The following is a 26,184-nucleotide window of genomic DNA, read 5'->3' as shown; positions in this document are numbered from 1 at the left end:
TTGTGTGACACACGCGCTGCGATGCGGCGATCCTACGCACGTCATCCCCTGTCATCTCGTTGTCATGACATCGTCATCCAGCCGCTCGAAGAAAAACGCCCCGCCCTCGCACTTCGGATGCAACATGGCCGCCAAAGCTCTTTCGGTTCAGCCGACCGTCGATCCCTCGGCCAAGCTGCACGAGACCAAGCTCGGCGCCTATACCGAGGTCGGCGCCCGCACCATCCTGCATGAAGTGGCGATGGGCGATTACTCCTATGTCGTGAACGACGCGCAGATCACTTACACCACCATCGGAAAATTCTGCTCGATCGCGGCGATGATCCGGATCAATCCCGGCAACCATCCGATGCATCGCGCCACGCAGGCGCACTTCACCTACCGCTCCAGCGCCTATTTCGAGGGTGAGAGCGACGATTCCGAGTTCTTCGACTGGCGGCGCCAGCATCACGTTCATATCGGCCATGACGTCTGGATCGGCCATGGCGCGATCGTGCTGCCGGGCCGCAACATCGGCACCGGCGCGGTGATCGCCGCCGGCGCGATCGTCACCAAGGACGTGCCGGCCTACACCATCGTCGCCGGCAACCCAGCCCGTATCGTACGGCGGCGGTTCTCGGAGGAGATCGCCGGACGCCTTGCAAAGCTTGCCTGGTGGGACTGGGATCACGACAAATTGCGCGCGACGCTGCCCGATTTCCGCAAGCTCGGGATTGAAGATTTCCTCTCGACATACGAAGCACGGGCAAGCTCACTCGCCAATTCCCCTGCCAGCAAACGAAGCGCGGTCGCGTGACAGACATATTCATCGAAGGCGGCCGGGCCTTGATCGGCGCCGAGCTCGCCGAAACCTCTCTTCTCGTCTCCGGAACGGACATTGCAGCGATCGATGCCTCTCGCGGCCGGGCGCGGCTGGCGCTCGACGCGCGTGACCTGCTGGTGCTGCCCGGCATCGTCGATCTGCATGGCGATGCCTTCGAGCGGCAGATGATGCCGCGCGCCGGCGTCGACTTTCCGACCGACGTTGCGCTCGCCGACAGCGACCGCCAGGCGATCAGCAATGGCATCACCACCGTGTTTCACGCCACGACCTGCTCCTGGGAGCCGGGCCTGCGCAGCGCCGACAATGCGCGCGGCCTGATGGAGGCGATCGAGCGGCAGCGCCCGCAATTCGCCGCCGACACCCGCTTCCACCTGCGGCACGAGACCTACAATCTCGATGCCGAGGCCGAGATCGCACAATGGCTCAGCGAGGGCCGCGTCGACCTGTTCGCTTTCAATGATCACATGGACGGCACGGTCGCCGACATGGCCAAGCCGCGCAAGCGCAACCGCATGGTGGAGCGCACCGGGCTGTCGAGCGAGGATTTTGACAAGCTGGTCGAGCGTGTGGTCTCGCGCGCCGCCGAGGTGCCGGCTTCGGTATCACGGCTGGCCGCTTTTGCCCGCGCAGCCGAGGTGCGGATGCTCTCGCATGACGACGCGAGCCCAACGATGCGCCGGGAATTTCGCGAGCTCGGCGCCTTGATCGCGGAATTTCCGATCAACGAGGAAACGGCGCGGGCTGCGGCCAGCCACGGCGATGCCATCGTCTATGGCGCGCCGAACGTCGTGCGGGGCGGCAGCCACACCGGCTGGACCAGGGCCGCCGACATGATCGCCAAAGGGCTCTGCTCGGTGCTGGCGTCGGACTATTACTATCCGGCGCAGCTGCTCGCCGCATTCCGGTTGGCCGCCGATGGCGTGGTGCCGCTGGCTCAGGCCTGGGATCTGGTCTCCGCCGGCCCGGCGCGCGCAACCGGCCTCACCGATCGCGGCCTGCTCGCGGAGGGACGCCGCGCTGACATTCTCCTCGTCGACGACAGCCTGGAGCTGCGGCCGCGGCTGATCGCGGTGATCTCAGGCGGCAAGCTCGTGTATCTCACCGACGCGACGCGGCTGCTCACCACGGCAGCAACGCCGCGCGAGGCTATCGTTGCGGCATGAATTGGTTATGCTGAGGTAATGACAGGTTTCCCCCGCTACGCGATCTATTTTGCCGCCGGCAGCGACAGCGCCCTCTCCCGCTTCGGCGCGGAGCTGCTCGGCTATGACGCCTATACCGGAGACGAGCTGCCGTTTCCGCAACAAGCGCTGCATGTCGCGCCGGACTGGCGCGAGGTCAGCGCCGATCCCCGCAAATACGGCTTTCACGCCACGCTGAAGGCGCCGATGGCGCTGTCGCCTGGCAAGACCGAAGCCGATCTGAAGGCTGCCTGCGCGGCCTTCGCCGCCGAGGCGCGGCCGCATCCCGTGATCTCGCCAATTGTGGATTCCATCAGCGGCTTCATTGCCGTGATTCCGGCCGAGCCGGTCGAGGCGCTGGAGCAACTTGCCGCCGATTGCGTTCGCGAGTTCGACCCATTTCGCGCCGCGCTGACGGCGGAAGATCGCGCCCGGCGCAAGCCGGAGAAGCTCAGCGAGCGGCAGCGCGACTATCTCGACCGCTGGGGCTATCCCTACGTGATGGAAGAATTCCGCTTCCACATGACGCTGACGGGGCGCCTGGATGCGGAACGGCGCGGGCCGATCCTGCAGATGTTGCGGGAGCGTTTTGCGGCGCTGCAGCTCGACGCGCTAGCGGTCGACCGCATCGCGCTGTTCAAGCAGGATGATGCCAAGGCGCGCTTCCGCATCATCGGCGAGTGGGCTCTGGCAAGATAGTCACCACGTCCTCCGTCATTGCGAGGAGCGAAGCGACGAAGCAATCCAGACCGTTTCCAGAGGGAAAGTCTGGATTGCTTCGCTTCGCTCGCAATGACGTTGGAAAGACATACTCAGCCTAATTTAGCGCTAGCTCGCAAGATTGAAAGCGAGCGCCACCGCGCCAACCACAACGAGGCTGGTCGCCCAGACTGCATCCAGGTTGAACCAGCTTCGCGAGACGAACCTCAATCCCAGATGGCGGTAGACCAGCCACGCCAGACATCCGCCGGCGCCGACCATGGCGGCAACGTGCACCAGGGACACTAGCACCGCCATCCCGAGATTTGCCTTCATCAGCGCGCCCGCCGCCTCATGGCCGGCATCGAGATCGAAGGCCTTGCAGAGCCCGAGATAGATCGGCACGAGCATCAGGGCGGCGCCGTGAGCGATGGCGACGGCAAATGACCAGAGCGCCAATTGCGTCGGCGGAATTCGTGCCAGCGTGCGCGGATGACGCCGGTCGATCAGCCGATAGACGCCAAAGCCGATGACGAGAAGGCTCGCACCGATCTGGATCGGGCGCTGCCACGCGGCCAGCACGAGCAGGAAGGCGAACGGCAGCAGCACGAGAAATGTTGCCAGGAGATGCCCGGCCGCCAGAGCCCACAATGCACGGAAGAGCGCGCGCGGGCTCTTGTCCATGAGCCCGGCCGAAACGGCGAGCGGCCATCCCATTCCCGGATTGACCCCGTGGTAGAGGCCGCTCGCAACAAGCGCGGGCCACAGCCAGCCAAGGGCCGGGCTCGCATGCGTCCCATCTAGACCGACGGGTAGCAAAAGGAGTCCGTCGAACAGTCGCCGCCCTCGAGCCTGATCTGGTGCGCACGATATCCGTCGGGGAAACTCACGAAATAGTTCTTGTCGAGCTCGAGGCCACCGTTGCGACCGACATTCGCCATGACTTCCACGCCCGGAACCCCGTCGGGATAGAACTGGTCATCCCAGGTGGAATAGAGCGAATTGGTCCAGTACACGCGCCGGCCGTCGCGGCTGATCTCGACCATCTGCGGACCTGCCGCAAAGGCCTTGCCGTTCGGATGGGGCGTGCGCCGCGCGATACCGCCGATGTGGACTGAGCCCGCAAGCTTCGGCTTTCTGGGATCGCTGACGTCGTACTGGCGCATCTCACCCGTGCCCCAGCACGAGACATAGAGAAACCGGTCATCCATCGACAGGTCGATGTCCGTCACCAGCGGCGGCACGGCGCCAAATCCCTGCAGCAGCGGCGGCAGCTGCTCCTTGGGCGCGGGTTCAGGAGGAATCGTCGCCGTCTTCTCGGCATGGAATTTTCCATCCTCGCGCCACCAGGTCCAGATCGATGCTTCGAGGTTGGTGGTGTCGACCACCACACCGACGAACCCGTATTCGCGAACCGGATCGTGCGCCGGCCGCACCTCCAGCGCCATCTGATGATTGGCGCCGAGGTCGATGGTCTGGACGTTGCGACGGGCGCGAAGGTCCCAGAAGTGGAGACGATGGCCATATTTGTTCGCAAGCAGATCTTCCGGGACGATTCCGTTCTCGAACTGCGGCGGCAACGCCCATTCGCTCGTCACCATGTAGTCGCGCGGCAGATTCCACCAGAAATCATAATGCAGCGTCTGCGGGCCACGGTCGATCTCCCATCGTCCAAGAACTTCGAACGTCTCGCAATCCATGATGAAGACCCCCGGAGGTCCGTTGGTGCCGTCCTTGCCGCCGCCGCCCAGCGTGCTCACGTAAATGCCGTCCGGCCCGCAATGGATCGTGTGCGGCCGCGAGTAGCCGGTTTTCTTGAAGACCTCCTCTGGCTCGATGATCTTGTGGATCTTGGCTTGGGTCGGATCGGGCTTGGTGTCGATGACGTAGATCCGCGACGAGCGCAGCCCGGGGATGATGAGATAGCGCCGCTCGATGAAGGCGTGTCCGGCGAGCGGCGACAGAGCGGAGGAGCAGGCATTCCAGCCGAAGTGATGAAACTCATCGCCCTTGTTGGGCATTGTGACGGTGTGGACGATCTGGCTGTAGGTCGGCGATCCCGGCTTGACGTCGATGACCGCGAGAGCGTCCGGCTTTGAGAAATCCGGACTGAGCAGCAAGGTGTAAGCGAAGTTCTCCGCAGGCGCTTCCATCGCAAGCTTGGGCGATGCGTGAAAGGTGGGATCCGGCCTCATCGTCATGGCACTGCCTCCCTGTTCTGTCGGTTTGCACCAACCTGGCTCGGGATCGTGGCAAAAGAAGAGCTGTTGCGCGATGTCCTGTTACGCGATGCCTGGGATTCTCCGCAGGGCCGGTTGGCGGGCGTACAATATGCCATCGCCGGGCCGGCGGAAACTGGCGGAATTGCGTTAATTCGACGCCTTCAGGCGAAATGAGCGCCCCCGTCATTGCGAGCGAAGCGAAGCAATCCAGACTGTCTCCGCGGAAACAGTCTGGATTGCTTCGTCGCTTCGCTCCTCGCAATGACGGGGAGAGACCTATTTCCCCCAGCGCAGCCTTCGTAGGGTGGGCAAAGGCGCGCTTGCGCCGTGCCCACCAACTTTCGCGATGGCAACAGGTGGTGGGCACGCTTCGCTTTGCCCACCCTGTACCCTTGTGGGGTTCGTGGCGGCCTTCGGATGTAGACTGGCCGTCCGGGCCGATCCGCCGGGAGCAGCCTTGTCCACCTGTGCCTCGAGCACCGACGTAGGAACCGCGCCCCGGCGGAGCGACCGCGATCGAGATCCGGTAGGAGGTCGCGCCAAGAGCGCCGGTACAGGGACTGATCAGGATCGTGGTGGCCCGCCTTGCGAGCAAGGAGGTCTCAACAATGATCGAAGATGTACGCTGGTTCGTCGGGATCGACTGGGCAACGCGGAGCCATAGCGTTTGCCTGCTGGATGCCGCGGGAAGACAGGTTGCGCAGCACGAGTTCGACCATGGCGGCGCCGGGCTGACGGAGTTGCGTGACTGGCTGCTGGAGAAGACCAAGGCCGCACCGGGACAGATCGCCGTGGCGATCGAGATGCCGCACGGCCCGGTGGTGGAGATGCTGCTCGAGCACGGGTTTGCGGTGTTTGCCATCAATCCCAAGCAACTGGATCGCTTCCGCGATCGCTTCACGGTGGCCGGTGCCAAGGACGACCGCCGCGATGCTCATGTGCTCGGCGCCTCGCTGCGCACTGACCGTGCTGCTTTCCGTCGGCTTGTGGCAGACGATGCGGCGATGATTGAGCTGCGGGAGTGGTCGCGCCTGGCGGACGAACTGCAGCAGGAACGCACGCGGCTTGCCAACCGCTTGCGTCAGCAGTTGTGGCGATATTATCCCCAGGCCACCAAGTTGACCGACGATGTCGCCGACGAATGGTTCCTGGCGCTTTGGCAGAAGGTGCCGACCCCCGCCAGTGCGGTCAAGGCCAGCGAGAAGGCCATCGCAGGTGTTCTCAGGGACTATCGTATCCGCCGTCTCAATGCGGCGACGGTGCTCGGGACTTTGCGCGAGGCACCGCTGTTCGTAGCCCCGGCACGACGGAGGCAGCCTGCGCTCACATCCGCAGCCTGGCGGCACGTCTGCACCTGGTCAATCGGCAGATCAAAGAGGCTCATCAGAACCTGGACCGGCTATGTGCCGAGTTCGAAGGAGAGGAGAAGCCGTCGGGGCAGAGCTCGGAGCAGTGCGACGTGACGATCCTACGCTCCTGGCCAGGAATCGGCAGGATCAATCTCGCCACACTGCTCGCCGAGGCCGCAGAGCCCCTGCGCAGACGAGATTACCATGCTCTGCGCGCCTTGGCAGGGGCTGCGCCGGTGACGCGGCAAAGCGGCAAACAACGCTTCGTGATCCGCCGCCTCGCCTGCAACAGGCGGCTACAGAGCGCCGTCCATCACTGGTCGCGTGTCGCCATCCAACACGACGCTGCCAGCAGGCGACGGTATGATGCCTTGCGCAGAAAAGGACACGGTCACGCGCGGGCTCTGCGCAGCGTGGGAGATCGCTTGCTTTTTGCCCTGTGCACGACGCTCAAGCGACAGACCCCATACGATGCGGACCATAACGGCACAAAGAACTCCGCGAACGGGTGAGCCCCATTCCTTTGTTCGGCCGGGCGACCATTCCTTCGTCCCGACCTGCCGAGCGCCAGAGCGCCGCCCGCAGATGCTGTCCAGGATGCCGAAGGCACCGGCAAAGCCGGCGCGCAGCGTCCTGGACTGCATCGAGCACGGCGCTACCATATTGCCCTATAAGGACGTTCCCCTTGACCAAGGGTAGGAGGTCCTACGGCCGCGGGGTATGTGGCTCTACTTCCCCCACCTGAGCGCCAGTGCGTCGCGCTCCTTGGCCAGTTCCAGCAGACCCGCCCGCGTTGCCGGATGCAGCGGCTGCAGCGGATGGCGCACCGCCTCCGACTTGATCACGCCGCCGGCCTGCATCATGGCCTTGCAGGCGATCAGGCCGCATTGGCGGTTCTCGTAGTTGATCAGCGGCAGCCAGCGCTCGTAGGCGGCCTTCGCCTTCTCGCGATCGCCGGCGAAATAGGGATCGATGATCTGGCGGATGCCGTCGGGATAACCGCCGCCGGTCATGGCGCCGGTGGCGCCGGCGTCGAGATCGGCGAGCAGCGTGATTGCCTCCTCGCCGTCCCAGGGACCTTCGATGTCCTTGCCGCCCGCCTCGATCAGGCTGCGGAGTTTCGAGGCCGCGCCCGGCACCTCGATCTTGAAATAGCGGATGTTGGCAAACTCGCGCGACAGCCGCGCCAGCAACTCGACCGACAGCGGCGTGCCGGCCACCGGCGCGTCCTGGATCATGATCGGGATATTGATCGCCCCGGAGAGCACCTTGAAGAATTCGACGATGCCTTTCTCGGGGACGCGGAAGGTCGCGCCGTGATAGGGCGGCATCACCATCACCATGGCGGCGCCGGCCGCCTCGGCCTGTTTGCTGCGCGCCGCGCACACGGCCGAGCTGAAATGCGTGGTGGTGACGATCACGGGAACCCGGCCGGCCACATGCTCCAGCACCGTGTGCATCACCGTCTCGCGCTCGGCATCGGTAAGCACGAACTGCTCGGAGAAATTGGCGAGGATGCAAATGCCGTGCGAGCCGGCATCGATCATGAAGTCGATGCAACGGCGCTGGCCCTCGAGGTCGAGCTCGCCGCGCTCGTCGAAGATGGTGGGCGCGACCGGGAACACGCCGCGATAAGGGCGTTGGGCCTTGTGTGGGGTGACCGGCATCGAACTCTCCATCCCTGATGTGTCTTGCGTCTGTCGCTGCGCTCGCGGGAGCGAGGCGGCACAGATGTACCCGCAGTGCCGGGCTGCGGCAATGCCCGCGCGACGTCCGATGGAAAGAGGACCAAAATCAGGCGCTCTTCACGGCGCCCAGGAAGCCCTCGACGGCGACGCGAAGACGATCGGCATCCGCCGACATCTTCTTGACGGACTCAGACAGCACGGTCCCGGCATTGCCGGTCTCCTGGTTGAGCCTGGCGACGCTGCCGATCGTGTCGGTGACCTCGCGGGTGCCCTGGGCCGCCTGCTGGAAGTTGCGCGAGATTTCCGTCGTCGCCGCGCGCTGCTCTTCGACCGCGGCAGCAATCGCCGTCATCTTCTCGTCGATGCCGCCGATGGCCCCGCCGATCGACCGGATCGCGGCGACCGCCTGGCCGGTCGCGCCCTGGATCTCCTCGACCTGGCGCGAGATCTCTTCCGTCGCGGTCGCGGTTTGCGTCGCGAGGCTCTTGACCTCGCCCGCGACCACGGCGAAGCCGCGGCCGGCCTCGCCCGCGCGCGCGGCTTCGATGGTGGCGTTCAATGCCAGCAGATTGGTCTGGGCGGCGATCGCGTTGATCATCTTCACGACCTCGCCGATGCGGCTGGCCGTCTGATCGAGGATCTCGACCGTCGCATTGGTCTGCTCGGCCTGGGCCACGGCCTCGCGGGCCTCGCGCGCGCTCGACTGCACCTGCGCGGAGATCTCTCCCACGGAAGCGGAGAGCTCCTCGGTCGCGGCGGCAATGGTCTCGAGATTGTTGGTGGCCTGCTCGGCGGCGGAGGAGACCGCCGCGGTCTGGTTGCTCGATTCCGAGACCAGCGAGCGCACGCCGCTTGCGGTGGCGTCGAGCTCGCGCGTCGAGGCCGCAACGCTCTGGATAACGGCCTGCACCGTATCGTCGAAGCTGCGGCAGGCGGCATCGACGGTGCCGGAGCGGGCGAGCTGAAGCGCCTGCTGCGATTCGCGTTCGCGGCCGAGCCGCTCCGCGGTCGCCGCGCTCTCGCGCAGGCTTTCGAGCGCAGCCGCCATGGTGCCGAACTCGTCGGGATGCCGCGATTGCGGCACCGGCGTCGCATAGTCGCGGGCGCTGATGCGGGCGATGGCGTCGAGGATGGCGCGCACCGGCCGCATCAGGCGATTGCGCACCACGAACACGCCGGCGAGGGTCACGGCCAGCGCGAGCAGGAACGCGAAGGATTGCACGATGAGATTGGTCAACGCTTTGGCCTGGACCGCCTCAGCGCGCGCGATCGACAGGTCGAGCGCCTTGCTCGCGACCGCGACGATGGACGCGAAGGGGGACTGGCACAATGCGTTCCATTCCGAGGCGGGCATCGCGGGCCGGCCGCTGCCGTCGAAGCCCTTGGTGAGCTCGCCGATCTGCTTGAGGGCGCCGTCAGTCTTGGCCCTCGCATCCTTGGCCGTGTTGACGAGTTCGGCCGGCACGTCAGGCGCAGCCAGGAGCTCCTCCATGCCGGTCCACCCGGCGGTCACGACGCCGTTCCATCCGGCCACGGTCTGCTTCTGGGTGTCGTCGAGCGGCTTGCTGGCGTTGACGTTCGGCCGCAGGGTCGAGCACTGGATGCCGTAGCGGTCGCGCACCTGCCAGGCGAGGCGGCGGGCCTGGATCATGCGGGCGATGTAAGGATCGTTCATCCAGGCGCGGTTCGACACCGCGGTGGAGGCGAGATTGGCGGTCTCGATCACCTTGGTGACCGCATCGTACCAGGGTGCGGTGCGCTCCAGCTTGCGCTCGGCGCGCGGCAGCTTGGCCTCGTCGTAGAACAACTGGAATTTTGGTGCGGCCTCACTCCAGCGCTGCTTCAGCGTGCTGGCGAGCTCGTCGCGCGCCGCGAATTCGACGGTGGAGAGCGCAGCGCTGATGGCGTCAAAACCGGCCTGCTCGGCTTTCTCGGCGGCGCCGAGCTTGGCGCGCGGATCGTCCTCGCCGAGCAGCGCGCTCTGGGCATCGCCGCGATTGCTGCGCAGGGCAACCACGCCGTGGAAGATCGACTTGTCGGCATTCGCGAGCCGCTCGGTCTCCAGACTGTCGCTATAGCGGCCGAAAGCCCCGACCATCTGGATGGCCGTGCTGGTCAGCGCGCCGGCCGCCAGCAGCGTCATCAGAACCAGGAGAAGCGTGCTTACCGATTTCTTAAAAATGGACATGGACCCAAAGACCCGCTCGCCGAGAGCGGTCACCTTGCACGGCCACATGCCAAAGTTTCGTTAAGGTTTATATCAAATGATAAGCGCCCCGGAGTTGCCGGCCCTGTCCGGGGCAGCCGGCTCACGCCACCTTCGTGAAATCCGGCGGGCGGCGCTCCGCAAACGCCGTAAACGCCTCGCGCGCCTCGGCGGTACGCAGTCGCTGCGCGAACTGCTCGCCTTCGGCCTGCATCTGCGCGACCAGCGCCTCGCCGTTGCGCATCAGCCGCTTGGTGGCGATGAGGGCGCCGGCCGGCTGGCGGGCGAGACGCTGCGCCAGCGCAAGCGCACCGGCATCGAGCTTGTCCAGCGGCAACACGCGGTTGGCGAGGCCCCATTCCAGCGCGGACTTGGCCGGCACGGTCTCGCCGAGCGCGAACATCTCATAGGCGCGGGCATAGCCGATGCGCGCCGGCATCAACAGGCTGGAGGCGGCTTCCGGCACCAGCGCGAGGCTGACGAAGGGCGTCGACAATTGCGCGTTGTCGGCGAGCACGACGAGGTCGCAATGCAGCAGCATCGTGGTGCCGACGCCGACGGCGCGGCCCTGCACGGCCGCGACCAGCGGCCGGGTGCAGCGCGCCAGCGACTGGATGAAGCGCACCACGTTGCGGCTGCCTTCGGACTTGCCGGCCGCGACGGCCGCGAACTCGCCGACGTCGTTGCCGGCGGTGAACATGTCGCCCTCGCCGCGGATCAGGATCACGCGGGCGGACGGGTCGAGCTCGGCGGATTCGATCGTGTCGGCCAGCTTGCCGTACATCGCATCGGTCAGCGCGTTCTTCTTGTCGGGACGCGCCAGGGTGAGGGTGAGAATTCCGTTGTTATTCTCGATCCGGACGTGCTCGGTCATTGGTCTGCTCCGTGTTAGTCGTCTAAACTTCTTGGAAACTTGTCCTGAATGCTCGTCAGCCAGCGCGCGACGACGTCGATTTCCGCGGCCGTGAATCCCTCCGTCAGCGCCGCATTGATCTCGGCCGCGCCAGTCTTCGCCTGCGCCAGCGCGGTGCGCCCCTTCGGCGTCAACCAGATGCGAAAGGCGCGGCCATCCTCGCGGTCGGCCCGCCGCTCGACCAGCCGCGCCGCTGCGCTGCGATCAACGAGGCCGGAAATCCCGGCCGGCCCGAGATCGAGTGCCGCACCCGCCTCGCCCATCAGAATGCCGTCCTGCCTGCCGAGGATGAACAACAACCCCGCCTGCGCCGGCGTCACCTCGCTCGAAGGCTGCGCGGCCATCCAGCGCTGCAAACGGCGTTGTGCGACGTTCAACAAATAGATCAGCCGATGGTGCTTCGCTGCGGCTTCATTATTTCGCATGCGAAATATCTAGCCCAACGGATCCCGATTGTCAAATCAGGGCCGCTAGGCCGACGCGGCGCGACAACCGTCGAGCAGAATTGCGGCGCATGTCTGCGCCCGCCTCTCGATCTCCTTGCGCGAGGGCAGTGCCAGGCTGGCGTAGATCGCCGCGCGCTGCGGCGCCGACACCATCATGCCTATCATCATTCCGGCGGCTTCATCGACGTTATCGAGCGCGATGCGCTTCTTCCTGACTTGATCGCGAAGCCAGCCCGCGAGCGCCGCCACGGTACGGGAGATGCCATCCCTGTAGAAATTCGCGGCAAGGTCGGGGAACGTGGCCGATTGCTGCAGTACCATACGCTGGAGTGCCACGACCTCCGGATCGAGCGCGAGATCGGCACAGGCGACAAGCACGGCAGCCAGACTCGTCTCGACGTCGGCCTGATTGTCGGCCTGAAGATTGACGTCGGAGAGCAACCGATCGAGCCGGTCCGCGCACATCGCTTCGAACAGCGCTGCCTTGCCCGGAAACAGCCGATAGAGAGTCTTGGTGGAGATGCCGGCGCCACGCGCCAGTTCTTCGGTGCTGGTTGCTGCGTAGCCATCGACTGCGAAGGCGTGCCGTGCCGCCTCGATGACGATGCGCTTCGTCTCGTCGTCGGTGCGCACTGGTGGCCGCCCACGCGGGCGGCCTTCTGATGACGATTTTGCCTGAGCCATGTTTTTAGATGATGCCTGTCATTCCATTGACAGTCCTCAAGCTAGCCCTATTTTGGAAATCGTCAAGTTTCCTAATTCAGGGAGCCGGCCATGACCGTGCATACCAATCCATCGAAGAGCGAAACCATCGTGGCGCCAACCAGCCCGCCCGAAGGCATTCTGCCCGCCGCGCCGGTCCCCGCCCCGCGCCGAAAGCTGAACTTTCGCAAGCTGTTGCTGGCGGGAGTGGCCGTCGCCGCGCTCGCCGGCGCGAGCTGGTACGGCTACGATTACTGGACGGTCGGGCGCTTCTTGGTCTCCACCGATGACGCCTATGTGAAGGCCGACAACACCACCATCGCGCCGAAGGTCAGCGGCTATCTCGACCGCGTCCTGGTCGGCGATAACGAGCATGTGAAGGCCGGCCAGGTGCTGGCCCGGATCGACGATCGCGACTTCCGCGTCGCGCTCGATCAGGCAAGGGCCGACGTCGCCGCCGCGAACGCGACGGTGACGAGCAAGCAGGCCCAGCTCGAGGTTCAGGAGGCGGTGATCGCAGCCGCGAAAGCGACCATCGATGTCGACACGGCCGCGAAGACCTTCGCCCAGCAGGAGAACAAGCGCTACACGGATCTCGCCAGGACCGGTTATGGCAGCGTGCAGAATGCGCAGCAGGCGCAGGCGCGCGATGCCGGCGCGGACGCCGCGATCGCGCGCGACAACGCCAACCTCATCTCCGCACAGAAGCAGGTCGATCTTCTCAAGGCCGAGATCGTGCAGGCCAGGGCCGCCGCCGCCCGCGCAACCGCGGTCCAGCACCAGGCCGAGCTCAATCTCGGCTACACCACGATCGTCTCGCCGATCGACGGCGTCGTCGGCAACCGCACCTTGCGCGTCGGCCAGTATGTGCAGGCGGGCACGCAGTTGATGTCGATCGTGCCGGCCACGGGCACCTATGTCGTCGCCAATTTCAAGGAGACCCAGCTCACGCATGTCCGCGCCGGTCAGAGCGTCGAGATCGAGGTCGACACCTTCCCGGGCCAAGTCGTGCATGGTCACGTCGATTCCATCGCGCCGGCCAGCGGCCAGGAGTTCGCGCTGCTGCCGCCCGACAACGCCACCGGCAATTTCACCAAGATCGTGCAGCGCATTCCCGTGAAGATCGCGCTGGACGCCGGGACGGTGCCTCCGATCGCGCTGCGGCCCGGCATGTCCGTGATCCCGACGATCGCAACGCGTTCAGCGCCGGCCGCTCAGGCGGCAGCGACGCCCAAAGCAAAACCTGTTTCCGGAGGGTCGTGCCATGTCAAACAGCCTCTCAATATCGACGCCAGCACAAGCAATTCCGGCCGCGACGCCTGAGCGCGTCGCCGCCGACCCCAATCGGGCCAGCGCCACGATCTGGATCGCCGTGTTCGCGGCGATGATCGGCGCCTTCATGGCGATCCTGAACATCCAGATCACCAACGCCTCGCTGCTCAACATCGAGGGCGGCATCGGCACCGGCGCCGACAACGGATCCTGGATCTCGACGTCCTATCTGATCGGCGAGATCATCGTCATCCCGCTGACCGACTATCTGTCTCGGGTATTCTCGTTCCGCAACATCATCCTGAGCTTCGCGAGCCTGTTCGCGGCCTTCTCGGTCGCCTGCGCCTTCACCCATGATCTGCCGTCGATGATCGCGATGCGCGGCCTGCAGGGTTTCTTCGGCGGCGTGCTGATCCCGATGGCGTTCACGCTGGTCTTCACCAAGCTGCCGAAGGGCCAGCAGCCGATCGGCCTTGCCATGTTCTCGCTCGCCGTGACCTTCGCACCGGCGATCGGGCCGACCATCGGCGGCTATCTCACCGAGAATTACGGCTGGCAGACCATTTTCTTCGTCAACGTGCTGCCCACGGCGGTGATGGTGACCACGCTGTTCTTCACGCTGGAGCGCCAACCGCTGAACCTCGCTTTGCTGCGCGAAGGCGACTGGTTCGGCATCGCGACCATGGCGATCGGCCTCGCTTCGCTGCAAGCCGTGCTGGAAGAAGGCAACAAGGACGACTGGTTCGGCTCTCCCTTCATCGTGCGGCTCGCGGTCATCGCCGTGATCAGCCTGTCGCTGTTCATCGCCAACGAGCTGATGGTGGAGAAGCCGCTGCTGCGCCTGCGCCTGTTGACGCAGTGGAATTTCGGCATCGGCACCATCGCGGCGGTGTTCCTCGGCTTCGCACTGTTCGGCTCGGTCTATCTCCTGCCCGCCTATCTCGGCCAAGTGCAGGGCTACAATGCCGAGCAGATCGGCAACGTGCTGGCCTGGACCGGGCTGCCGCAGCTTCTGCTGATTCCGCTGGTGCCGAAGCTGATGCAGCGTTTCGACGGCCGCTATGTCGCGACCGTGGGCCTGCTGCTGTTCGCCGCGAGCTCCTTCATGAACATCCAGATGTCGCTCGATTATTCCGGCGATCAGTTCCTGATGCCCAACATCGTGCGTGCGGTCGGCCAGGCGCTGACGCTCGCGCCGCTCTCGGCACTCAGCCTCGGCAGCGTCGCGGCGCAGGATGCGGCGGCCGCCTCCGGCATCTCGAACATGATGCGCAACCTCGGCGGCGCCATCGGCACCGCGGTGCTCGCCACTATCGTCACCAAACGCGAGCAGTTCCACTCCAACATCATCGGCCATTCGGTCACGCTCGGCCGCGAGGAGGTCCGCGCCCGCATCGCGCAGATGACGGACTATTTCATGGCCCACGGCGTCCCCGATCCCAACGCCGCACGCGAGCAGGCCATCATCGCGCTCGGCAAGACCGTGAAGCGCCAGGCGCTGGTGATGGGCTATTCCGACACCTTTGCCGTGATCGGCGTGGTGCTGGTCCTCGCCGCGATCGCGGTGCTGCTGACGCGAAGGGTGAAGGCGCCGGGTGGCGGAGGTGGCGCGCATTAGAGCTCGAAAACGAACGACCAAATCGACGCGGCCGTCACGCTTGACGGCCGCGTCCTTTTATGTTCCCTATTTGTTCATATCAATTATAGGTTGCTCAAGGGGACACTTCATGAGCGATACTCAGGTCGAGGCCGTGCCGGCTCAGCTCGTGCTGCATGCTGACGAAGATACTCCGCGTGAATTCATCGTTGACCTGTTGCGTCGCGTCTTCGGCAAGTCGGAAAGTGAAGCCGTCTCCGTGATTGCCGACATGGAGAGGCATGGCGCGGCAGCCTGCGGTCCCTACCCACCACCGGTCGCAGGAGCCCTGCTGGAATCTGCAAGGCGTCGTGTCGCTGCCGCCGGCCACCCACTCCTGATCACAAGCGAAACGGCGAAGCCCTGCTGCGAGCTTTGCGGCCGACCGATCGCGCAGTCGGAAGCACAATTGGTGGACCGCACAGTGTGGCTGTGCGCCGATTGCGTACTCGCAGCAGCAAGCGCATCGCGGGACCTCCCCTCGGAGGAGTTCAATTACACGTTCGGTGTCTTGAATTGGCACTTCGCCGATGTGCCGCGGAGTCAGCTGGTGACCACGGTACGCCAATTTCCTGGCCACATGCGGGCAGACGTCCAGGCCGCCATCGACCGATTATTTGCGTCTCCGGTCCGGCTATTCGGTATCGCCGAGGACCGCCGCTACGAGACGCTATCCATGTCGAGATTGATGCAGAACGACGGTTTCGCGGCGACGATCGCACCGCTTCAGTACAACGACGTCGATATCGGCGAACCGACACCAGCCAAGTGCCTCGACAATGGTCTTTGGCTTTGCGCAACCGCTGGTCTCCGCTACGCGGTGCTTCTGGCCATTCATCGTGAATACAGCCGCGAGGTCGGCGTGCGGATCGAAATCATGGCGCCGGCCGGGGCCGCAGGCTCAGCGCTTGTCCAGCAGTGCTTCAGCGCGCTGGAGGACGCCGTTCAGGCCGCGCGCACCTACCGTGGCAAGATTCTCTCTCTCGATGCCGATTCCGACTACCGTGGGCGCTCGCGCGGGATCACAGTGCACCGGCTTCCTTCCGTCAGTCGTGACGAGGTGATCCTGCCTGGACAGACGTTACGGCTACTTGATCGTAACGTCCTGAACTTCGTGGGCACGCGGGACGTGCTGCGCCGCCTCGGACAGTCGACCCGGAAGGGTATCTTACTCTACGGCCCACCCGGCACGGGCAAGACTCACACCATCCGCTATCTCGCGGCCCATCTGCCCGGTCATACGACGCTGATCATCACTGCGGAGCAAATCGGCCTGCTCGGCGCCTATATGAATCTCGCTCGCCTCCTGCAACCGGCCATGGTTGTGATCGAAGACGTCGATCTCATCGCGCGGCAGCGCGAGAACATGAGCGGCTGCGAAGAACCGCTGCTCAACCGATTACTTAACGAGATGGATGGCTTGAAGCAGGACGCTGACATCCTGTTCGTGCTGACAACAAATCGGCCTCAGCAACTCGAAGGCGCCCTAGCGGGCCGCCCCGGTCGCATAGATCAGGCCATCGAAGTGCCGCTTCCCGACGAGACCGGCCGCAACAAACTGGTCCGGCTCTACGGCAAGGGACTGCCACTCGACGACGCCGTCGTCGCCGAAGCCGCCAGGCGCAGCGAAGGCACGAGTTGCGCATTCATCAAGGAATTGATGCGGCGCCTGGCACAAGCGAGCCTCGCGCGCGATGGCGGCAATTCCGTCATTTCCGCCGATATCGACGAAGCCCTCGATGACATGCTGTTCTCCGGCGGCCGGCTCAATGCGCGACTGCTCGGCGGCGCGCAGGCGATGGCGGCGGGATGAGCGGAGCATGTCTCCCTCTCCGCGTCTTCGCGGGGAGAGGTGAAGGGTCACTGCGCGCAGAAATAGCTCGACGCCTCCGTCACCGGTCCCGACTTGTAGTGCGGCCAGGCCGGCCAGCGGCACAGTGGCAGCGCGCGGACGACAGGGAACGCGTGCAACCTTCGCCCGTCCGTCAATCGCTGACGCCGGCTTTCCGTCAGAACGACCCCAGCGCACTGCCCAGGGCAATCACGGCCACCAGCGCCAGGAGCGAGGTCACGATGCCCACCATGACGATGTCGAAATAGCTGTCGCGGTGAGTCAGGCCGCAGATCGCGAGCAGGCTGACCACAGCACCATTGTGCGGCAGGATGTCCAGCGTTCCCGCGCCGATCACCGCCACGCGATGCATCAACGCAAGGTCGATGCCGTTGCGCGCGGCAAGTTCGACATAGGTCGGGCCGAGAGCGTCGAGGGCGATGGTGAGGCCGCCCGACGCCGACCCGGTCAGCGCGGCCAGGATGTTGGTCGCGACGGCGAGCGAGACCAGCGGTCCGCCCTCGATCGCCAGCACCCAGTCGCGCACGATCGTGAATGCCGGCAGCGAGGCGACGACGGCGCCGAACCCGACGAGGCTGGCGACGCTGAACGCGGGCAGGACCGACGCATTGGCCCCGGCGTCCATGGTCCGGCGCAGCGCCGGCAGGCGCGCCCAGTTCAGCGCGATGGTGGTGGCGATGGCGGCAGCCAGCGCAACCGCGACCGACCAGACGCCTGCAACAGCTGCAAGCGTGGTATCTCCAAAGCGTTGCTCGGCGAGATAGCTGACATCGAGCCGCGGCAACACCAGGAGCGACATCAAGAGATTGACAGTCACGACGACGACCAGCGGCGCGATGGCATTCAGCACCGGCGAAGGCCGCTTGCTGCGATGACCGTGCTGTAGCTCCGCCGGGTCGAACTCGCGGGCGGTCGTCGCGCGCTCGCGCACGAGCTCGTCGGCGGCTGCGCGCTCGGCCGAGTCCTCAACGTCATCGCCGTAGCCTTCTCCGGTGCGGCGCGCCGACGCTTCGGCGCGATGCAGCCACCACAATCCCGCGCCGAGCATGATGAGGGAGGCGACGATGCCCAGGCCCGGTGCTGCAAACGGCGTCGTGCCGAAGAACGGCATCGGGATCGCGTTCTGGATCGACGGCGTGCCCGGCAGGGCCGACATCGTGAAGGTCGACGTTCCCAGCACGATCGCAGCCGGGATCAGGCGACGCGGAATCGAAGCGGCGCGAAACAGCGAACGGGCCATGGGAACGATGACGAAGAACGCTACGAACAGGCTGACGCCGCCATATGTGACCAGCGCGCCGGCAAGCACGACCGCCAGGATCACGCGCCGTTCGCCGAGGCGCTCCGCCATGAAGCCGGCGACGGACGTCACCGCCCCGCTGTCGTCCATCAACTTGCCGAAGACGGCGCCAAGCAGAAAGATCGGGAAGAACTGCGCCAGAAATCCCGCTGCGTTCACCATGAACACCTGGGTCAGGTTGGCGAGCAGCGGCTCACCGCCGAACAGCGCCGCAACGAGGGCCGCGAACGGCGCGAGCAGCAGGACGCTCCAGCCGCGGAAAGCGAACAGGACGAGCAGGCCGAGCCCGACGAGGAGGCCGAGGAGACCCATGCCTCAACACTCCGACAGGAGGACGTCGAGATCGGCGGTCGAACGACGGCCGATGTCGGCACCATGCTCGGCGAGGAAGGCGTCTGCGGCCATGCGCCCCTCGGCGCGCAGCATCGAGACGAATTCCCATTCCGCGTTGAGCTTCGAGGACGCCCCGAACTTCGCCAGCATGTCGCTCTTGACCCGGTGCGTCCGCATCTTGGCCCAGCGCGCGCCCTCGCCGCTGCCGGGATCGGCCGCCTGCCGCAGCAGCGCGATCATGCGCAGCTCCTTCATCAGCGGCGAGTTGAAGGAGATTTCGTTGAGCCGGTTGAGGATCTCCGCGGCCGTCCGCGGCGCCTCCAGCCGCTCGGTCGGATTGATCTGGACGAGGATGGTGTCGTGCGCGTCGCTTTCGCGGACCAGCGGCGTGATCGTCGGGTTACCGGCGAAGCCGCCGTCCCAATAGGGCTCGCCGTCGATCTCGATGGCGCGGAACATAGTCGGCAGGCAGGCCGATGCCAGCAGCACATCCGCCGTGATCTCCGCGTTGCGGAAGATGCGGCCGCGCCCTGTGCGCACCCGCGTCGCGGTGATGAACAGCTGGATCGGCGAGCGCACGAGGCGTTCGAAATCGATGCTCTCGGCCAGCACCGCACGCAGCGGATTGTAGCCGGTCGGATTGAGATCGTAGGGCGACAGCACGCGCGACATCAAATCGGTCAAGATGTAGAAGGGCGACGTGTCGAGGGTCCAGCGCCCCATCAAGCGGTCGAGCGGTGAGCGTTGCAGCGGGCTGAAGGCCGCAGCCTTCGAAACACGGCGCCAGTATTGGTCGAGCGCCTCACGCGCGCCCTCGGCGCCGCCGGCGGTCCAGCCGTCCGCCAGCACCGCCGCATTCATCGCGCCTGCGGAGGTTCCGGAGATTGCGGCGATGCTGAGCCAGTTTTCCTCCAGCAGGCGATCAAGCACACCCCAGGAGAAGGCGCCGTGCGAACCGCCGCCCTGAAGCGCGAGATCAATCAGTACGGCGTCCCGTTCCATGGCGGACACTCACGCAACTGAAGCTCAAATTCGACCTGATTGGAACACGTCGAATTCGACCGCAGTGTGGGAGCAGTGGCCGCACAATGCAACCGGAACGTGGTGGCAGTCTAGTGCTCGAATACCAGCCGCGCACCGACCGTGCCGTCGAGCGCGCGGATCTGCTGGAGCAGCGCCGCCGAGTCCTGACCACCGAGATCGGCGTCGAGCACGACGTAGCCGAGATCGCCGGCGGTCTCCAGATATTGCGCGGCGATGTTGATGTCGCGCTGGAGGAAGACCTCGTTCAGCCGCCGCAGCATGCCCGGCACGTTGCGATGGACATGGCTGAAGCGCGCGCCGGAGGGACGCAAGTGCAACTGCACTTCCGGGAAGTTCACCGCGCCCATGGTCGAGCCGGTGATGAAATAGTCGACCAGCTTGCGCGCGACCTCGCCGCCGATCCGCTCCTGCGCCTCTTCGGTGGAGCCGCCGATATGAGGGGTGAGGATGACGTTCTCGATGCCCTGAATGGGGCTGTTGAAACGATCGGCGTTCGACGAGGGCTCGACGGGAAAGACGTCGACGGCGGCACCGGCGAGATGGCCATCGCGCAAGGCACGCGCCAGCGCATCGAGATCGACGACGGTGCCGCGGCTGTTGTTGATCAGGAACGAGCCTGATTTCATCGCCCGGAGCTCCTTCTCGCCGATCATGCCCGCGGTCTCCGGCGTCTCCGGCACGTGCAGGCTGACGACATCGCTCTGCGCCAGCAGCTCTTCCAGCTTCTCGACCGGCTCGGTGTTGCCATGGCGAAGCTTGTCGGTGCGGTCGAAATAGATCACGCGCATGCCCATGGCTTCGGCCAAGGTCGAAAGCTGCGAGCCGATATTGCCGTAGCCGACGATGCCGAGCGTGCGGCCGCGCACCTCGCGGCTGCCGGCCGCCGACTTGTCCCAGCCCCCGGCATGGGCCGACACCGAGCGCGGAAAGATCCGCCGCAGCAGCATCACGATCTCGCCGATGACGAGCTCGGCGACGCTGCGCGTATTGGAGAACGGCGCGTTGAAGACGGGAATACCGCGCTTGCGCGCCGCCGAAAGATCGACCTGGTTGGTGCCGACGCTGAAGCAGCCGACAGCGAGAAGCTGGTCGGCCGCCCCCAGCACCTCATCGGTGATCTGGGTGCGCGAACGAATGCCGAGCAGCGACACACCCTCGAGCGCGCGCTGCAGATCCGCGCCGTCCAGCGCCTGGGTCAGCCGTTCGACATTGGTGAAGCCTGCGCTCCTGAAAAGATCGACAGCGCTATCATTGACGCCTTCGAGCAGCAGCGCCTTGGCGCTTCGCTCAGGGCTTTGGCCGGGGGCGGACATGGCATCTCCGTAAATGGCAGCTTTGCCGCAGCTCATAGACCGCGGGCGATACGCAGCACAATAGGGCTTGGATACGGGGAGAAGATGGCCGGAGCGATGGATATGCTTGGTGTACCACACCCGTTATCCGCGCATCCCCAACGCTGCCCGTCATCCTGAGGTGCGAGTGGAGTGATGCCCGGCATCGCGCCGGGAGCCTCGAAGGATGAACGCCCCGATGCAGCCGGGCCGTCGCCCTTCGAGGGCCGCCGAAGAGGCGGCCACCTCAGGGTGACGGAGACGGGTTCGCCCCCCTCCGTCAGCGTCAAATCACATAGAACCCGTGCGTGGCGTCGCGGCGGAGCTGCTCGACGAGGCCGTATTCCCAATCGAGATAGGCCTGCATCGCAGCTTCGGCCACATCGGTGCCTTCATAGGGACGGCGGTAGCGGTGGGCCGGGTCGGGCTTCGGCCGTACCAGCGGTGGACCGATTTCCAGCGCCCCGTCATAGCCGCCTTCGAGCACGTAGACTTCCCAACCCATCTGCGCCAGCCAGGACGCCGTCATGTCAGCGCGGACGCATCTGTCGTCGGTCAGGAGGATGCGCGCGCCGCGCACCGGTGCGGCCATGTCGGTTTCCTGCACGAGCTGGCCGCCGGGATAATGGCGGAAGCCGGGGAGATGCCCGGCCGCATAGTCCTCGGCATCGCGCACGTCGAAGCGATACAGCGTGCGATCGGTCTCTGCGACCAGCGCCGCCATCTCGTTCGCGCCGATATGACGGACACCGGCGCGATAGGCGACGTCGCGGGCTTTGGCCGGTCCGCCCTCGAACGGGCCGATCGCGCCGCGCCTGTCGGCGCCGTGATTGAGCGCATGCCGCGCCAGCGTCCAGCCGATCGTGCCGTTGCGCAGTGCCCGCACCTTGTTGGGCACGCCGGCATTGATCAGCGACTGGGTGCCGATGATGGAGCGGGTGCGGCCGGCGCAATTGACGATGATGGTGGTGTCGGGATCGGGCGCGGCCTGCCCTGCCCGCAGCACCAGCTCCGCGCCGGGGACGCTGACCGAGCCCGGGATGTTCATGGTCGCGTATTCGTCGAAGCGGCGGACGTCGAGAATGGCGATGTTGGCCTTGTCGGCGATCAGCTTTGCCACCTCGTCGGCGCTGAGCGAGGGCGTGTGACGACGCGACTCGACCAGTTCGCCGAAGGCCTTGGAATAGGAATTGACGTCCTCGAACACCTCGAAGCCCGCATCGCGCCACGCCGTCAGCCCTCCGTCGAGTGCGCTGACATTCGTGTAGCCGAGTGCAGCCAGACGCTCGGCACCGGTCACGACCAGCCCCTCGCCGTCATCATAGAGCACGATCGCAACGTCTTTGCGCGGCAGCCGCATCTCGGCCTCAACTGCAATCCGGTCCGCAGCCATGTTTGCGGCGAACAGCGGATGGCCGGTGGCAAAGGCCGCCTCGTATCGGAGATCGAGCAGCGCGATCTCTTTGCGCAAGAGCAAGGCGCGGCGGATATCGGCGGGGGTAACGGTGGGAAGCTTCATGGCGTGAACCTGACAAGGACGTGCCACGGGCTTTTGAACGATTGTCGAGGTGTTGGCTAGCCTCTTCGGCAGCAGCTCACTCGCCCGGAACGAGCCGGCCCTGCGGCGCCTGCGCCGGGCGCCGCAGCCTGGGGCGCGACAGATAGAGCAAAATGCCGGTGACCGAGAACAGCGGCATCAGGGCCGCGGCAATCATGAAGGCGAGCTTGCCGGGCCAGCCCAGGACAGCGCCGCGATGGATATCGAGCACGTTGGCGATGATCTTCTCGCCGAACGTCTTGTCGGAATAACGTTCGGCGGAGGCGACCTGACCGGTGACGGCATCGATGCGGAATTCGTCGCGCGTGGTGTCGAGCGCCGAATCCCTTCCCCACGACCGGATCCGTATCACCGTGCCGGGGCTGGGCGGCAGCGTCAGCAGAGCCCTGGCAAAGCAGTCGCCCTCCTCACGCCGGAACGTCGTCCATGCCAGGTCGAACCCGATCGGCCGGGCCGGCTCGGAACGGGCCGCCGCACGCGGCGCCTTCGCCGACATTTTTGGCGGCATCTTCGCGGCAGAGACTTCTGGACGCGACAGCAGCCAGACGACGCCGTCCTTGTACCAGTCGAACGAGTACCACAGGCCCGTCAGCGTCATCACCAGATAGACCGGAAGCACCCAGGTGCCGATCACCGCATGCAGCGAGCGATGCAGCCCGCGCCCGCTGAGACCGAGATTGGGCTTGAGCCACATCTTCACGCTGCGCGCGCGACGTGGCCAGCGCAGCACGAGACCCGAGACCAGCATGACGATCAGGCCGAGCGCGGCCACACCGGTGATCTGGCGGCCCCAGCCCTTGGCATCGCCGGGGATCAGCAGCCAGCGATGCAGCTTCCGAACCGTCGCGAAAAACGCCTCGCCACGCGGCGCACCCAGCACGCGCGCATCATAGGGATCGACATAGAGCGAGTTCGGCCGCGCGCCCTGCTCGTCGCGCGCGAAGCGGATGCGCACGGCGGCGGCCGGATCGCTCGACAGCATGACGGCCGAGACCTGACCCGAGACTTGACCCGAGACTTGGCCGAAATCCTGCCCCGCCATCAGCCGCGCGACCAGCTCGTCCGGCATCAGCGCCGGCATCTCGCGCGGTGCTACGTGCATGATGCCGGCGTTGAGATGATCGACGATCTCGTCCTCGAAACTCATGATCGCGCCAGTTAGCGCGATCAGGGCGAGCAGCAGCGCGAGCACCAGGCCCGCGATGGAATGGACCTGGAGCAGGACAGCTTTGATCATGTGCCCCGGCCGCACTGCCATCGCTAGAACTTCACCGTTGCCGAGAGCGAGAAGCGCCGCGCGTCGCCGATAGCAACATTGAGCGCGTTTCCGGTGCTGGAGGTATAGTAGACCTTGTCGAACAGATTCTTGATGTTGAACTGGTAGGTCACCGGCAGATTGTCGATCTCTGTGTCGTAAGTCGCAAAGACATCTGCGACGGTATAAGCCGGCAAGAAGAACTTGTTGGCGGAGTCGCCCGGCCGGTCACCGACATAGTGCGCGCCGCCGCCAAGCCGCAGGCGTCCGGGGAGCTTGTCGCCGAAATCGTAGACGAGATAGAGCGAAGCCGTGTTCATCGCAGCATTCAGCAACTTGGCGTTGCCGTTGATGGGATCGTTCTCCAGGCGGGCATCGGTATAGCCGTAGCTTCCGATCATGCTCCACTGATCGCTCAGCTTGCCGGTCACGTCCAACTCGACGCCGCGCGACCGCGCCTTCGCGGACGTTCGTACCAAGACCGTACCGCTAGTAAAAGGGTCGGAGACCAGCACGTTCTTCTTCTCGATATCGTAGACCGCAAGAGTGCCGGACAGCCGCTTGTTGACATCGAACTTGACGCCAGTCTCCCATTGGGTGCCCTCTTCGGGCAGAATGGTGGAGTCGACGACGAAGCCGATGGGAGCACCGGTGAAGGGCGCGATGGTCGAGGTCGGTTTCAGCGACTGCGTGTAGCTCACATAGTAGGACAGCTGATCGTTCAGCTTGAAGATGACGCCGCCGAGCGGCAGCACCTTGTCGCCCGACAGATTGGTGTTGGTGACGAACACAGGCCGGCCTCTTCCCGCGAGCTGCTCGTATTCCATCCAGCGCACGCCGCCGACCACCGACAGCCAGCTGGTCACGTGGAACGTGTCCTGGGCGAAGAAGCCACGGGTGCCGAGCTTGTCGGTCTGCTCGCTGTCCGTTGCCGAAACGGTCGTTCCCGGTGTGATCAATCCGTAAACGGGGTTGTAAAAATTGAAGCTCGGGGTCGCCTGGCGGATCAAATCGTGGCGGTCGATCGTGCGATACAGCGCCTCGCCCCCGAACAGGATCTCGTTGCGGAAGCCACCCACCCAGACGTCACCCTGCAGATAGGAGGTGCCGTAGCTGGCGTTGCTCAGCGAGTTCCTGGTGCCGTCGTTGCTGCGGGTCTCGACGCCGGTCTTGGCGTTGACGCCGGTGATGCGAAGCTGATTGGCGCTGTAGGTCTCGGTGTTGTAGCTGTAGGCCGCCGTGACCTTCCAATTGTCGTCCAGCTTCTGCTCGACCGAGCCCTGGATCAGGTCGGAGGTGCCCCACATGTTGTTGAAGGGCTCGTCGAGCCGGCGAGTCTTCGGGATCGCCAGCGGCGCGCCGTTGACGAAAGCGGTGCCGCGGTCGAACGGATAGATGAACTCGCGGTGCTCATAGGTGAGCTGGACCGTCGTGGTGTCGCCGTACCAAGCCAGCGAGGGGTTCACCAGCATCTCGCGGTGACGGCCGAAATTGCGCCAATAATCTTCGCTGACGCCGTAACCGATGAAACGATAGGCGAGACCGCCGTCGCCGATCGGACCGGTGATGTCGAGCGTACCGTCGGCTCCGTTGCGGTTGTTGGCGTAGGTCGAGCCAAGCAGCGTGACCGAGCCGTGCTGATAAAGCTCGGGCCGCTTGCTGATGGTGTTGACGATGCCGCCGGGATCCATGATGCCGTAGAGCAGCGAGGCCGGGCCCTTCAGCACTTCGACGCTCTCGACCGCGGCATTGAGGCTGCGGCCCTGCACCAGCGGCATGCCGTTGCGCATGATCGAGCCGTCGCGGTTGTCGCCGAAGCCGCGGCGGATCACGGCGTCCTGGGTGCCGGCGAGCGTGTTGGTCTGGGTGATGCCGGATATATTGACGAGAGCGTCGTCGATGTTGCGCGGCAGCTGGTCCTTCAACACTTGCGCAGGAACGACGTTGACGGACTGCGAGGTGTCGAGCGGCGAGGCGCCGCTGCGGAGCGTGGTCGCGCTCGGCATTGCACGATAGCCGAGCTTGGCCGCCTGTTGCGCGGCGGCGTCGGCGGTGGCGCGCTCCGACAAGGTCGGCGCCGCGGGTGCTGGATTGCGACTGGGCTGGCGGCGCACGACGGCTTGGTTGCGACGTGAAGACTGATCCGATGCACGGGCCGGCTTCGGCCGCAGCGCCGGCGCTTCAACCGTCACCGGCGGCAGAGCCGATTGCGCCTGAGCGCTCGTGGTGTTGGAGGGGCTTTCGGCAAGCAGCACGGCCACACCGATGAGAAGACCTGCTCGGCTCTTGCCGGCACGGGTTCGATGGCCGCTGACGCAGCCATCCACGAAGGCACGCACTTTGATTCCACTTCAAGTCAAGAACGTTGAAGTGT

General features: G+C 65.3%; 21 protein-coding genes. 8 read left to right on the top strand and 13 right to left on the bottom strand.

The features are described from left to right. Nucleotides 1-124 precede the first annotated feature (124 nt). From N2602_RS04485 to N2602_RS04475, 3 genes are read left to right on the top strand one after another with little or no spacing between them, the layout of a single operon-like run. The gene (locus N2602_RS04485; protein WP_260381889.1) at nt 125-796 is read left to right on the top strand and encodes a chloramphenicol acetyltransferase; all 672 of its coding nucleotides are present in this window, start codon (nt 125-127) and stop codon (nt 794-796) included. After that, nucleotides 793-1,986, top strand: a complete 1,194-nt coding sequence (locus tag N2602_RS04480; protein ID WP_260381888.1) for an alpha-D-ribose 1-methylphosphonate 5-triphosphate diphosphatase — start codon at nt 793-795, stop codon at nt 1,984-1,986. The genes N2602_RS04485 and N2602_RS04480 overlap by 4 nt, the downstream gene beginning before the upstream one ends. 18 nt (nt 1,987-2,004) lie before the next feature. Further along, a complete protein-coding gene (locus tag N2602_RS04475; protein ID WP_260381887.1) occupies nt 2,005-2,703 on the top strand; it encodes a DUF1045 domain-containing protein in 699 nt (232 codons plus the stop codon). 129 nt (nt 2,704-2,832) lie between these two features. Here the strand turns inward: N2602_RS04475 and N2602_RS04470 are convergent, their stop codons facing one another. Continuing rightward, nucleotides 2,833-3,420 (bottom strand): hypothetical protein, encoded by a 588-nt coding sequence (locus N2602_RS04470; protein ID WP_260381886.1) that lies wholly within the window; start codon nt 3,418-3,420, stop codon nt 2,833-2,835. Nucleotides 3,421-3,503: 83 nt separating this feature from the next. After that, a complete protein-coding gene (locus tag N2602_RS04465; protein WP_260381885.1) occupies nt 3,504-4,904 on the bottom strand; it encodes a selenium-binding family protein in 1,401 nt (466 codons plus the stop codon). 629 nt (nt 4,905-5,533) lie between these two features. Here N2602_RS04465 and N2602_RS04460 point away from each other — a divergent pair. Together N2602_RS04460 and N2602_RS38885 are read left to right on the top strand one after the other, a co-directional pair. After that, nucleotides 5,534-6,388 carry an IS110 family transposase gene (locus N2602_RS04460; RefSeq protein WP_260379402.1) on the top strand — a complete coding sequence of 285 codons (855 nt, stop codon included), beginning with the start codon at nt 5,534-5,536 and terminating at the stop codon, nt 6,386-6,388. Further along, on the top strand, nt 6,385-6,786 hold the full coding sequence (locus N2602_RS38885; protein ID WP_409241839.1) for a transposase: 402 nt from the start codon (nt 6,385-6,387) through the stop codon (nt 6,784-6,786). Before N2602_RS04460 ends, N2602_RS38885 begins: the two co-directional genes overlap by 4 nt. A gap of 216 nt (nt 6,787-7,002) precedes the next feature. On the opposite strand, the gene N2602_RS04455 is transcribed toward N2602_RS38885, so the two are convergent. The 5 genes from N2602_RS04455 to N2602_RS04435 form a co-directional block, all read right to left on the bottom strand. Next, nucleotides 7,003-7,941, bottom strand: a complete 939-nt coding sequence (locus N2602_RS04455; RefSeq protein WP_172785191.1) for a dihydrodipicolinate synthase family protein — start codon at nt 7,939-7,941, stop codon at nt 7,003-7,005. Nucleotides 7,942-8,068: 127 nt separating this feature from the next. Then, entirely contained in the window at nt 8,069-10,150 is a 2,082-nt protein-coding gene (locus N2602_RS04450; RefSeq protein ID WP_260381884.1) for a methyl-accepting chemotaxis protein, read from the bottom strand. 121 nt (nt 10,151-10,271) lie between these two features. After that, entirely contained in the window at nt 10,272-11,042 is a 771-nt protein-coding gene (locus N2602_RS04445) for an enoyl-CoA hydratase (protein WP_260381883.1), read from the bottom strand. 14 nt (nt 11,043-11,056) lie between these two features. Beyond that, nucleotides 11,057-11,506 (bottom strand): MarR family winged helix-turn-helix transcriptional regulator, encoded by a 450-nt coding sequence (locus N2602_RS04440; protein ID WP_260381882.1) that lies wholly within the window; start codon nt 11,504-11,506, stop codon nt 11,057-11,059. Between the two features lie 45 nt (nt 11,507-11,551). Continuing rightward, nucleotides 11,552-12,160 (bottom strand): TetR/AcrR family transcriptional regulator, encoded by a 609-nt coding sequence (locus N2602_RS04435; protein ID WP_260381881.1) that lies wholly within the window; start codon nt 12,158-12,160, stop codon nt 11,552-11,554. Nucleotides 12,161-12,301: 141 nt separating this feature from the next. Between N2602_RS04435 and N2602_RS04430 the strand changes: the two genes are divergently transcribed. The 3 genes from N2602_RS04430 to N2602_RS04420 all read left to right on the top strand — a co-directional run bounded on the left by N2602_RS04430 (nt 12,302) and on the right by N2602_RS04420 (nt 16,950). Beyond that, nucleotides 12,302-13,552: an HlyD family secretion protein gene (locus N2602_RS04430; RefSeq protein ID WP_260381880.1), complete on the top strand. Its 1,251-nt coding sequence runs from the start codon at nt 12,302-12,304 to the stop codon at nt 13,550-13,552. Next, nucleotides 13,494-15,119 (top strand): DHA2 family efflux MFS transporter permease subunit, encoded by a 1,626-nt coding sequence (locus tag N2602_RS04425; protein WP_172785197.1) that lies wholly within the window; start codon nt 13,494-13,496, stop codon nt 15,117-15,119. The genes N2602_RS04430 and N2602_RS04425 overlap by 59 nt, the downstream gene beginning before the upstream one ends. A gap of 109 nt (nt 15,120-15,228) precedes the next feature. Further along, nucleotides 15,229-16,950, top strand: coding sequence for an ATP-dependent Clp protease adaptor ClpS (locus N2602_RS04420; RefSeq protein WP_260381879.1), 1,722 nt, complete (start codon nt 15,229-15,231; stop codon nt 16,948-16,950). A 196-nt stretch (nt 16,951-17,146) separates the two neighbouring features. Here the strand turns inward: N2602_RS04420 and N2602_RS04410 are convergent, their stop codons facing one another. From N2602_RS04410 to N2602_RS04385, 6 genes are all read right to left on the bottom strand, one after another. Then, a complete protein-coding gene (locus N2602_RS04410; RefSeq protein WP_212259548.1) occupies nt 17,147-18,601 on the bottom strand; it encodes a GntP family permease in 1,455 nt (484 codons plus the stop codon). Nucleotides 18,602-18,604: 3 nt separating this feature from the next. Continuing rightward, the gene (locus N2602_RS04405) at nt 18,605-19,624 is read right to left on the bottom strand and encodes a patatin-like phospholipase family protein (RefSeq protein ID WP_212259549.1); all 1,020 of its coding nucleotides are present in this window, start codon (nt 19,622-19,624) and stop codon (nt 18,605-18,607) included. Between the two features lie 110 nt (nt 19,625-19,734). After that, on the bottom strand, nt 19,735-20,979 hold the full coding sequence (gene serA / locus N2602_RS04400; RefSeq protein ID WP_260381878.1) for a phosphoglycerate dehydrogenase: 1,245 nt from the start codon (nt 20,977-20,979) through the stop codon (nt 19,735-19,737). A 304-nt stretch (nt 20,980-21,283) separates the two neighbouring features. Continuing rightward, nucleotides 21,284-22,516, bottom strand: a complete 1,233-nt coding sequence (locus N2602_RS04395; RefSeq protein ID WP_260381877.1) for a rhodanese-like domain-containing protein — start codon at nt 22,514-22,516, stop codon at nt 21,284-21,286. Nucleotides 22,517-22,592: 76 nt separating this feature from the next. Next, on the bottom strand, nt 22,593-23,813 hold the full coding sequence (locus N2602_RS04390) for a PepSY domain-containing protein (RefSeq protein ID WP_260381876.1): 1,221 nt from the start codon (nt 23,811-23,813) through the stop codon (nt 22,593-22,595). Between the two features lie 2 nt (nt 23,814-23,815). Beyond that, entirely contained in the window at nt 23,816-26,155 is a 2,340-nt protein-coding gene (locus tag N2602_RS04385) for a TonB-dependent siderophore receptor (RefSeq protein WP_409241910.1), read from the bottom strand. Between the last annotated feature and the right edge of the window lie 29 nt (nt 26,156-26,184).

The sequence above is a fragment of the Bradyrhizobium sp. NC92 genome (genome assembly GCF_025200865.1).
Lineage (GTDB): Bacteria > Pseudomonadota > Alphaproteobacteria > Rhizobiales > Xanthobacteraceae > Bradyrhizobium.
Note: the sequence above shows the minus strand (reverse complement) of the source record. Positions and strands in the feature narration are given on the sequence as shown.

Excerpts from the sequence above, each read along its gene's own strand:
- serA (WP_260381878.1), bottom strand. The coding sequence starts at position 20,979 with ATGTCCGCCCCCGGCCAAAGCCCTGAGCGAAGCGCCAAGGCGCTGCTG.
- N2602_RS04410 (WP_212259548.1), bottom strand. The coding sequence starts at position 18,601 with ATGGGTCTCCTCGGCCTCCTCGTCGGGCTCGGCCTGCTCGTCCTGTTC.
- N2602_RS04405 (WP_212259549.1), bottom strand. The coding sequence starts at position 19,624 with ATGGAACGGGACGCCGTACTGATTGATCTCGCGCTTCAGGGCGGCGGT.
- N2602_RS04455 (WP_172785191.1), bottom strand. The coding sequence starts at position 7,941 with ATGCCGGTCACCCCACACAAGGCCCAACGCCCTTATCGCGGCGTGTTC.
- N2602_RS04485 (WP_260381889.1), top strand. The coding sequence starts at position 125 with ATGGCCGCCAAAGCTCTTTCGGTTCAGCCGACCGTCGATCCCTCGGCC.
- N2602_RS04450 (WP_260381884.1), bottom strand. The coding sequence starts at position 10,150 with ATGTCCATTTTTAAGAAATCGGTAAGCACGCTTCTCCTGGTTCTGATG.
- N2602_RS04395 (WP_260381877.1), bottom strand. The coding sequence starts at position 22,516 with ATGAAGCTTCCCACCGTTACCCCCGCCGATATCCGCCGCGCCTTGCTC.
- N2602_RS04420 (WP_260381879.1), top strand. The coding sequence starts at position 15,229 with ATGAGCGATACTCAGGTCGAGGCCGTGCCGGCTCAGCTCGTGCTGCAT.
- N2602_RS04445 (WP_260381883.1), bottom strand. The coding sequence starts at position 11,042 with ATGACCGAGCACGTCCGGATCGAGAATAACAACGGAATTCTCACCCTC.
- N2602_RS04440 (WP_260381882.1), bottom strand. The coding sequence starts at position 11,506 with ATGCGAAATAATGAAGCCGCAGCGAAGCACCATCGGCTGATCTATTTG.
- N2602_RS04465 (WP_260381885.1), bottom strand. The coding sequence starts at position 4,904 with ATGACGATGAGGCCGGATCCCACCTTTCACGCATCGCCCAAGCTTGCG.
- N2602_RS04430 (WP_260381880.1), top strand. The coding sequence starts at position 12,302 with ATGACCGTGCATACCAATCCATCGAAGAGCGAAACCATCGTGGCGCCA.
- N2602_RS04475 (WP_260381887.1), top strand. The coding sequence starts at position 2,005 with ATGACAGGTTTCCCCCGCTACGCGATCTATTTTGCCGCCGGCAGCGAC.
- N2602_RS04425 (WP_172785197.1), top strand. The coding sequence starts at position 13,494 with ATGTCAAACAGCCTCTCAATATCGACGCCAGCACAAGCAATTCCGGCC.
- N2602_RS04390 (WP_260381876.1), bottom strand. The coding sequence starts at position 23,813 with ATGGCAGTGCGGCCGGGGCACATGATCAAAGCTGTCCTGCTCCAGGTC.
- N2602_RS04460 (WP_260379402.1), top strand. The coding sequence starts at position 5,534 with ATGATCGAAGATGTACGCTGGTTCGTCGGGATCGACTGGGCAACGCGG.
- N2602_RS04470 (WP_260381886.1), bottom strand. The coding sequence starts at position 3,420 with ATGGGATGGCCGCTCGCCGTTTCGGCCGGGCTCATGGACAAGAGCCCG.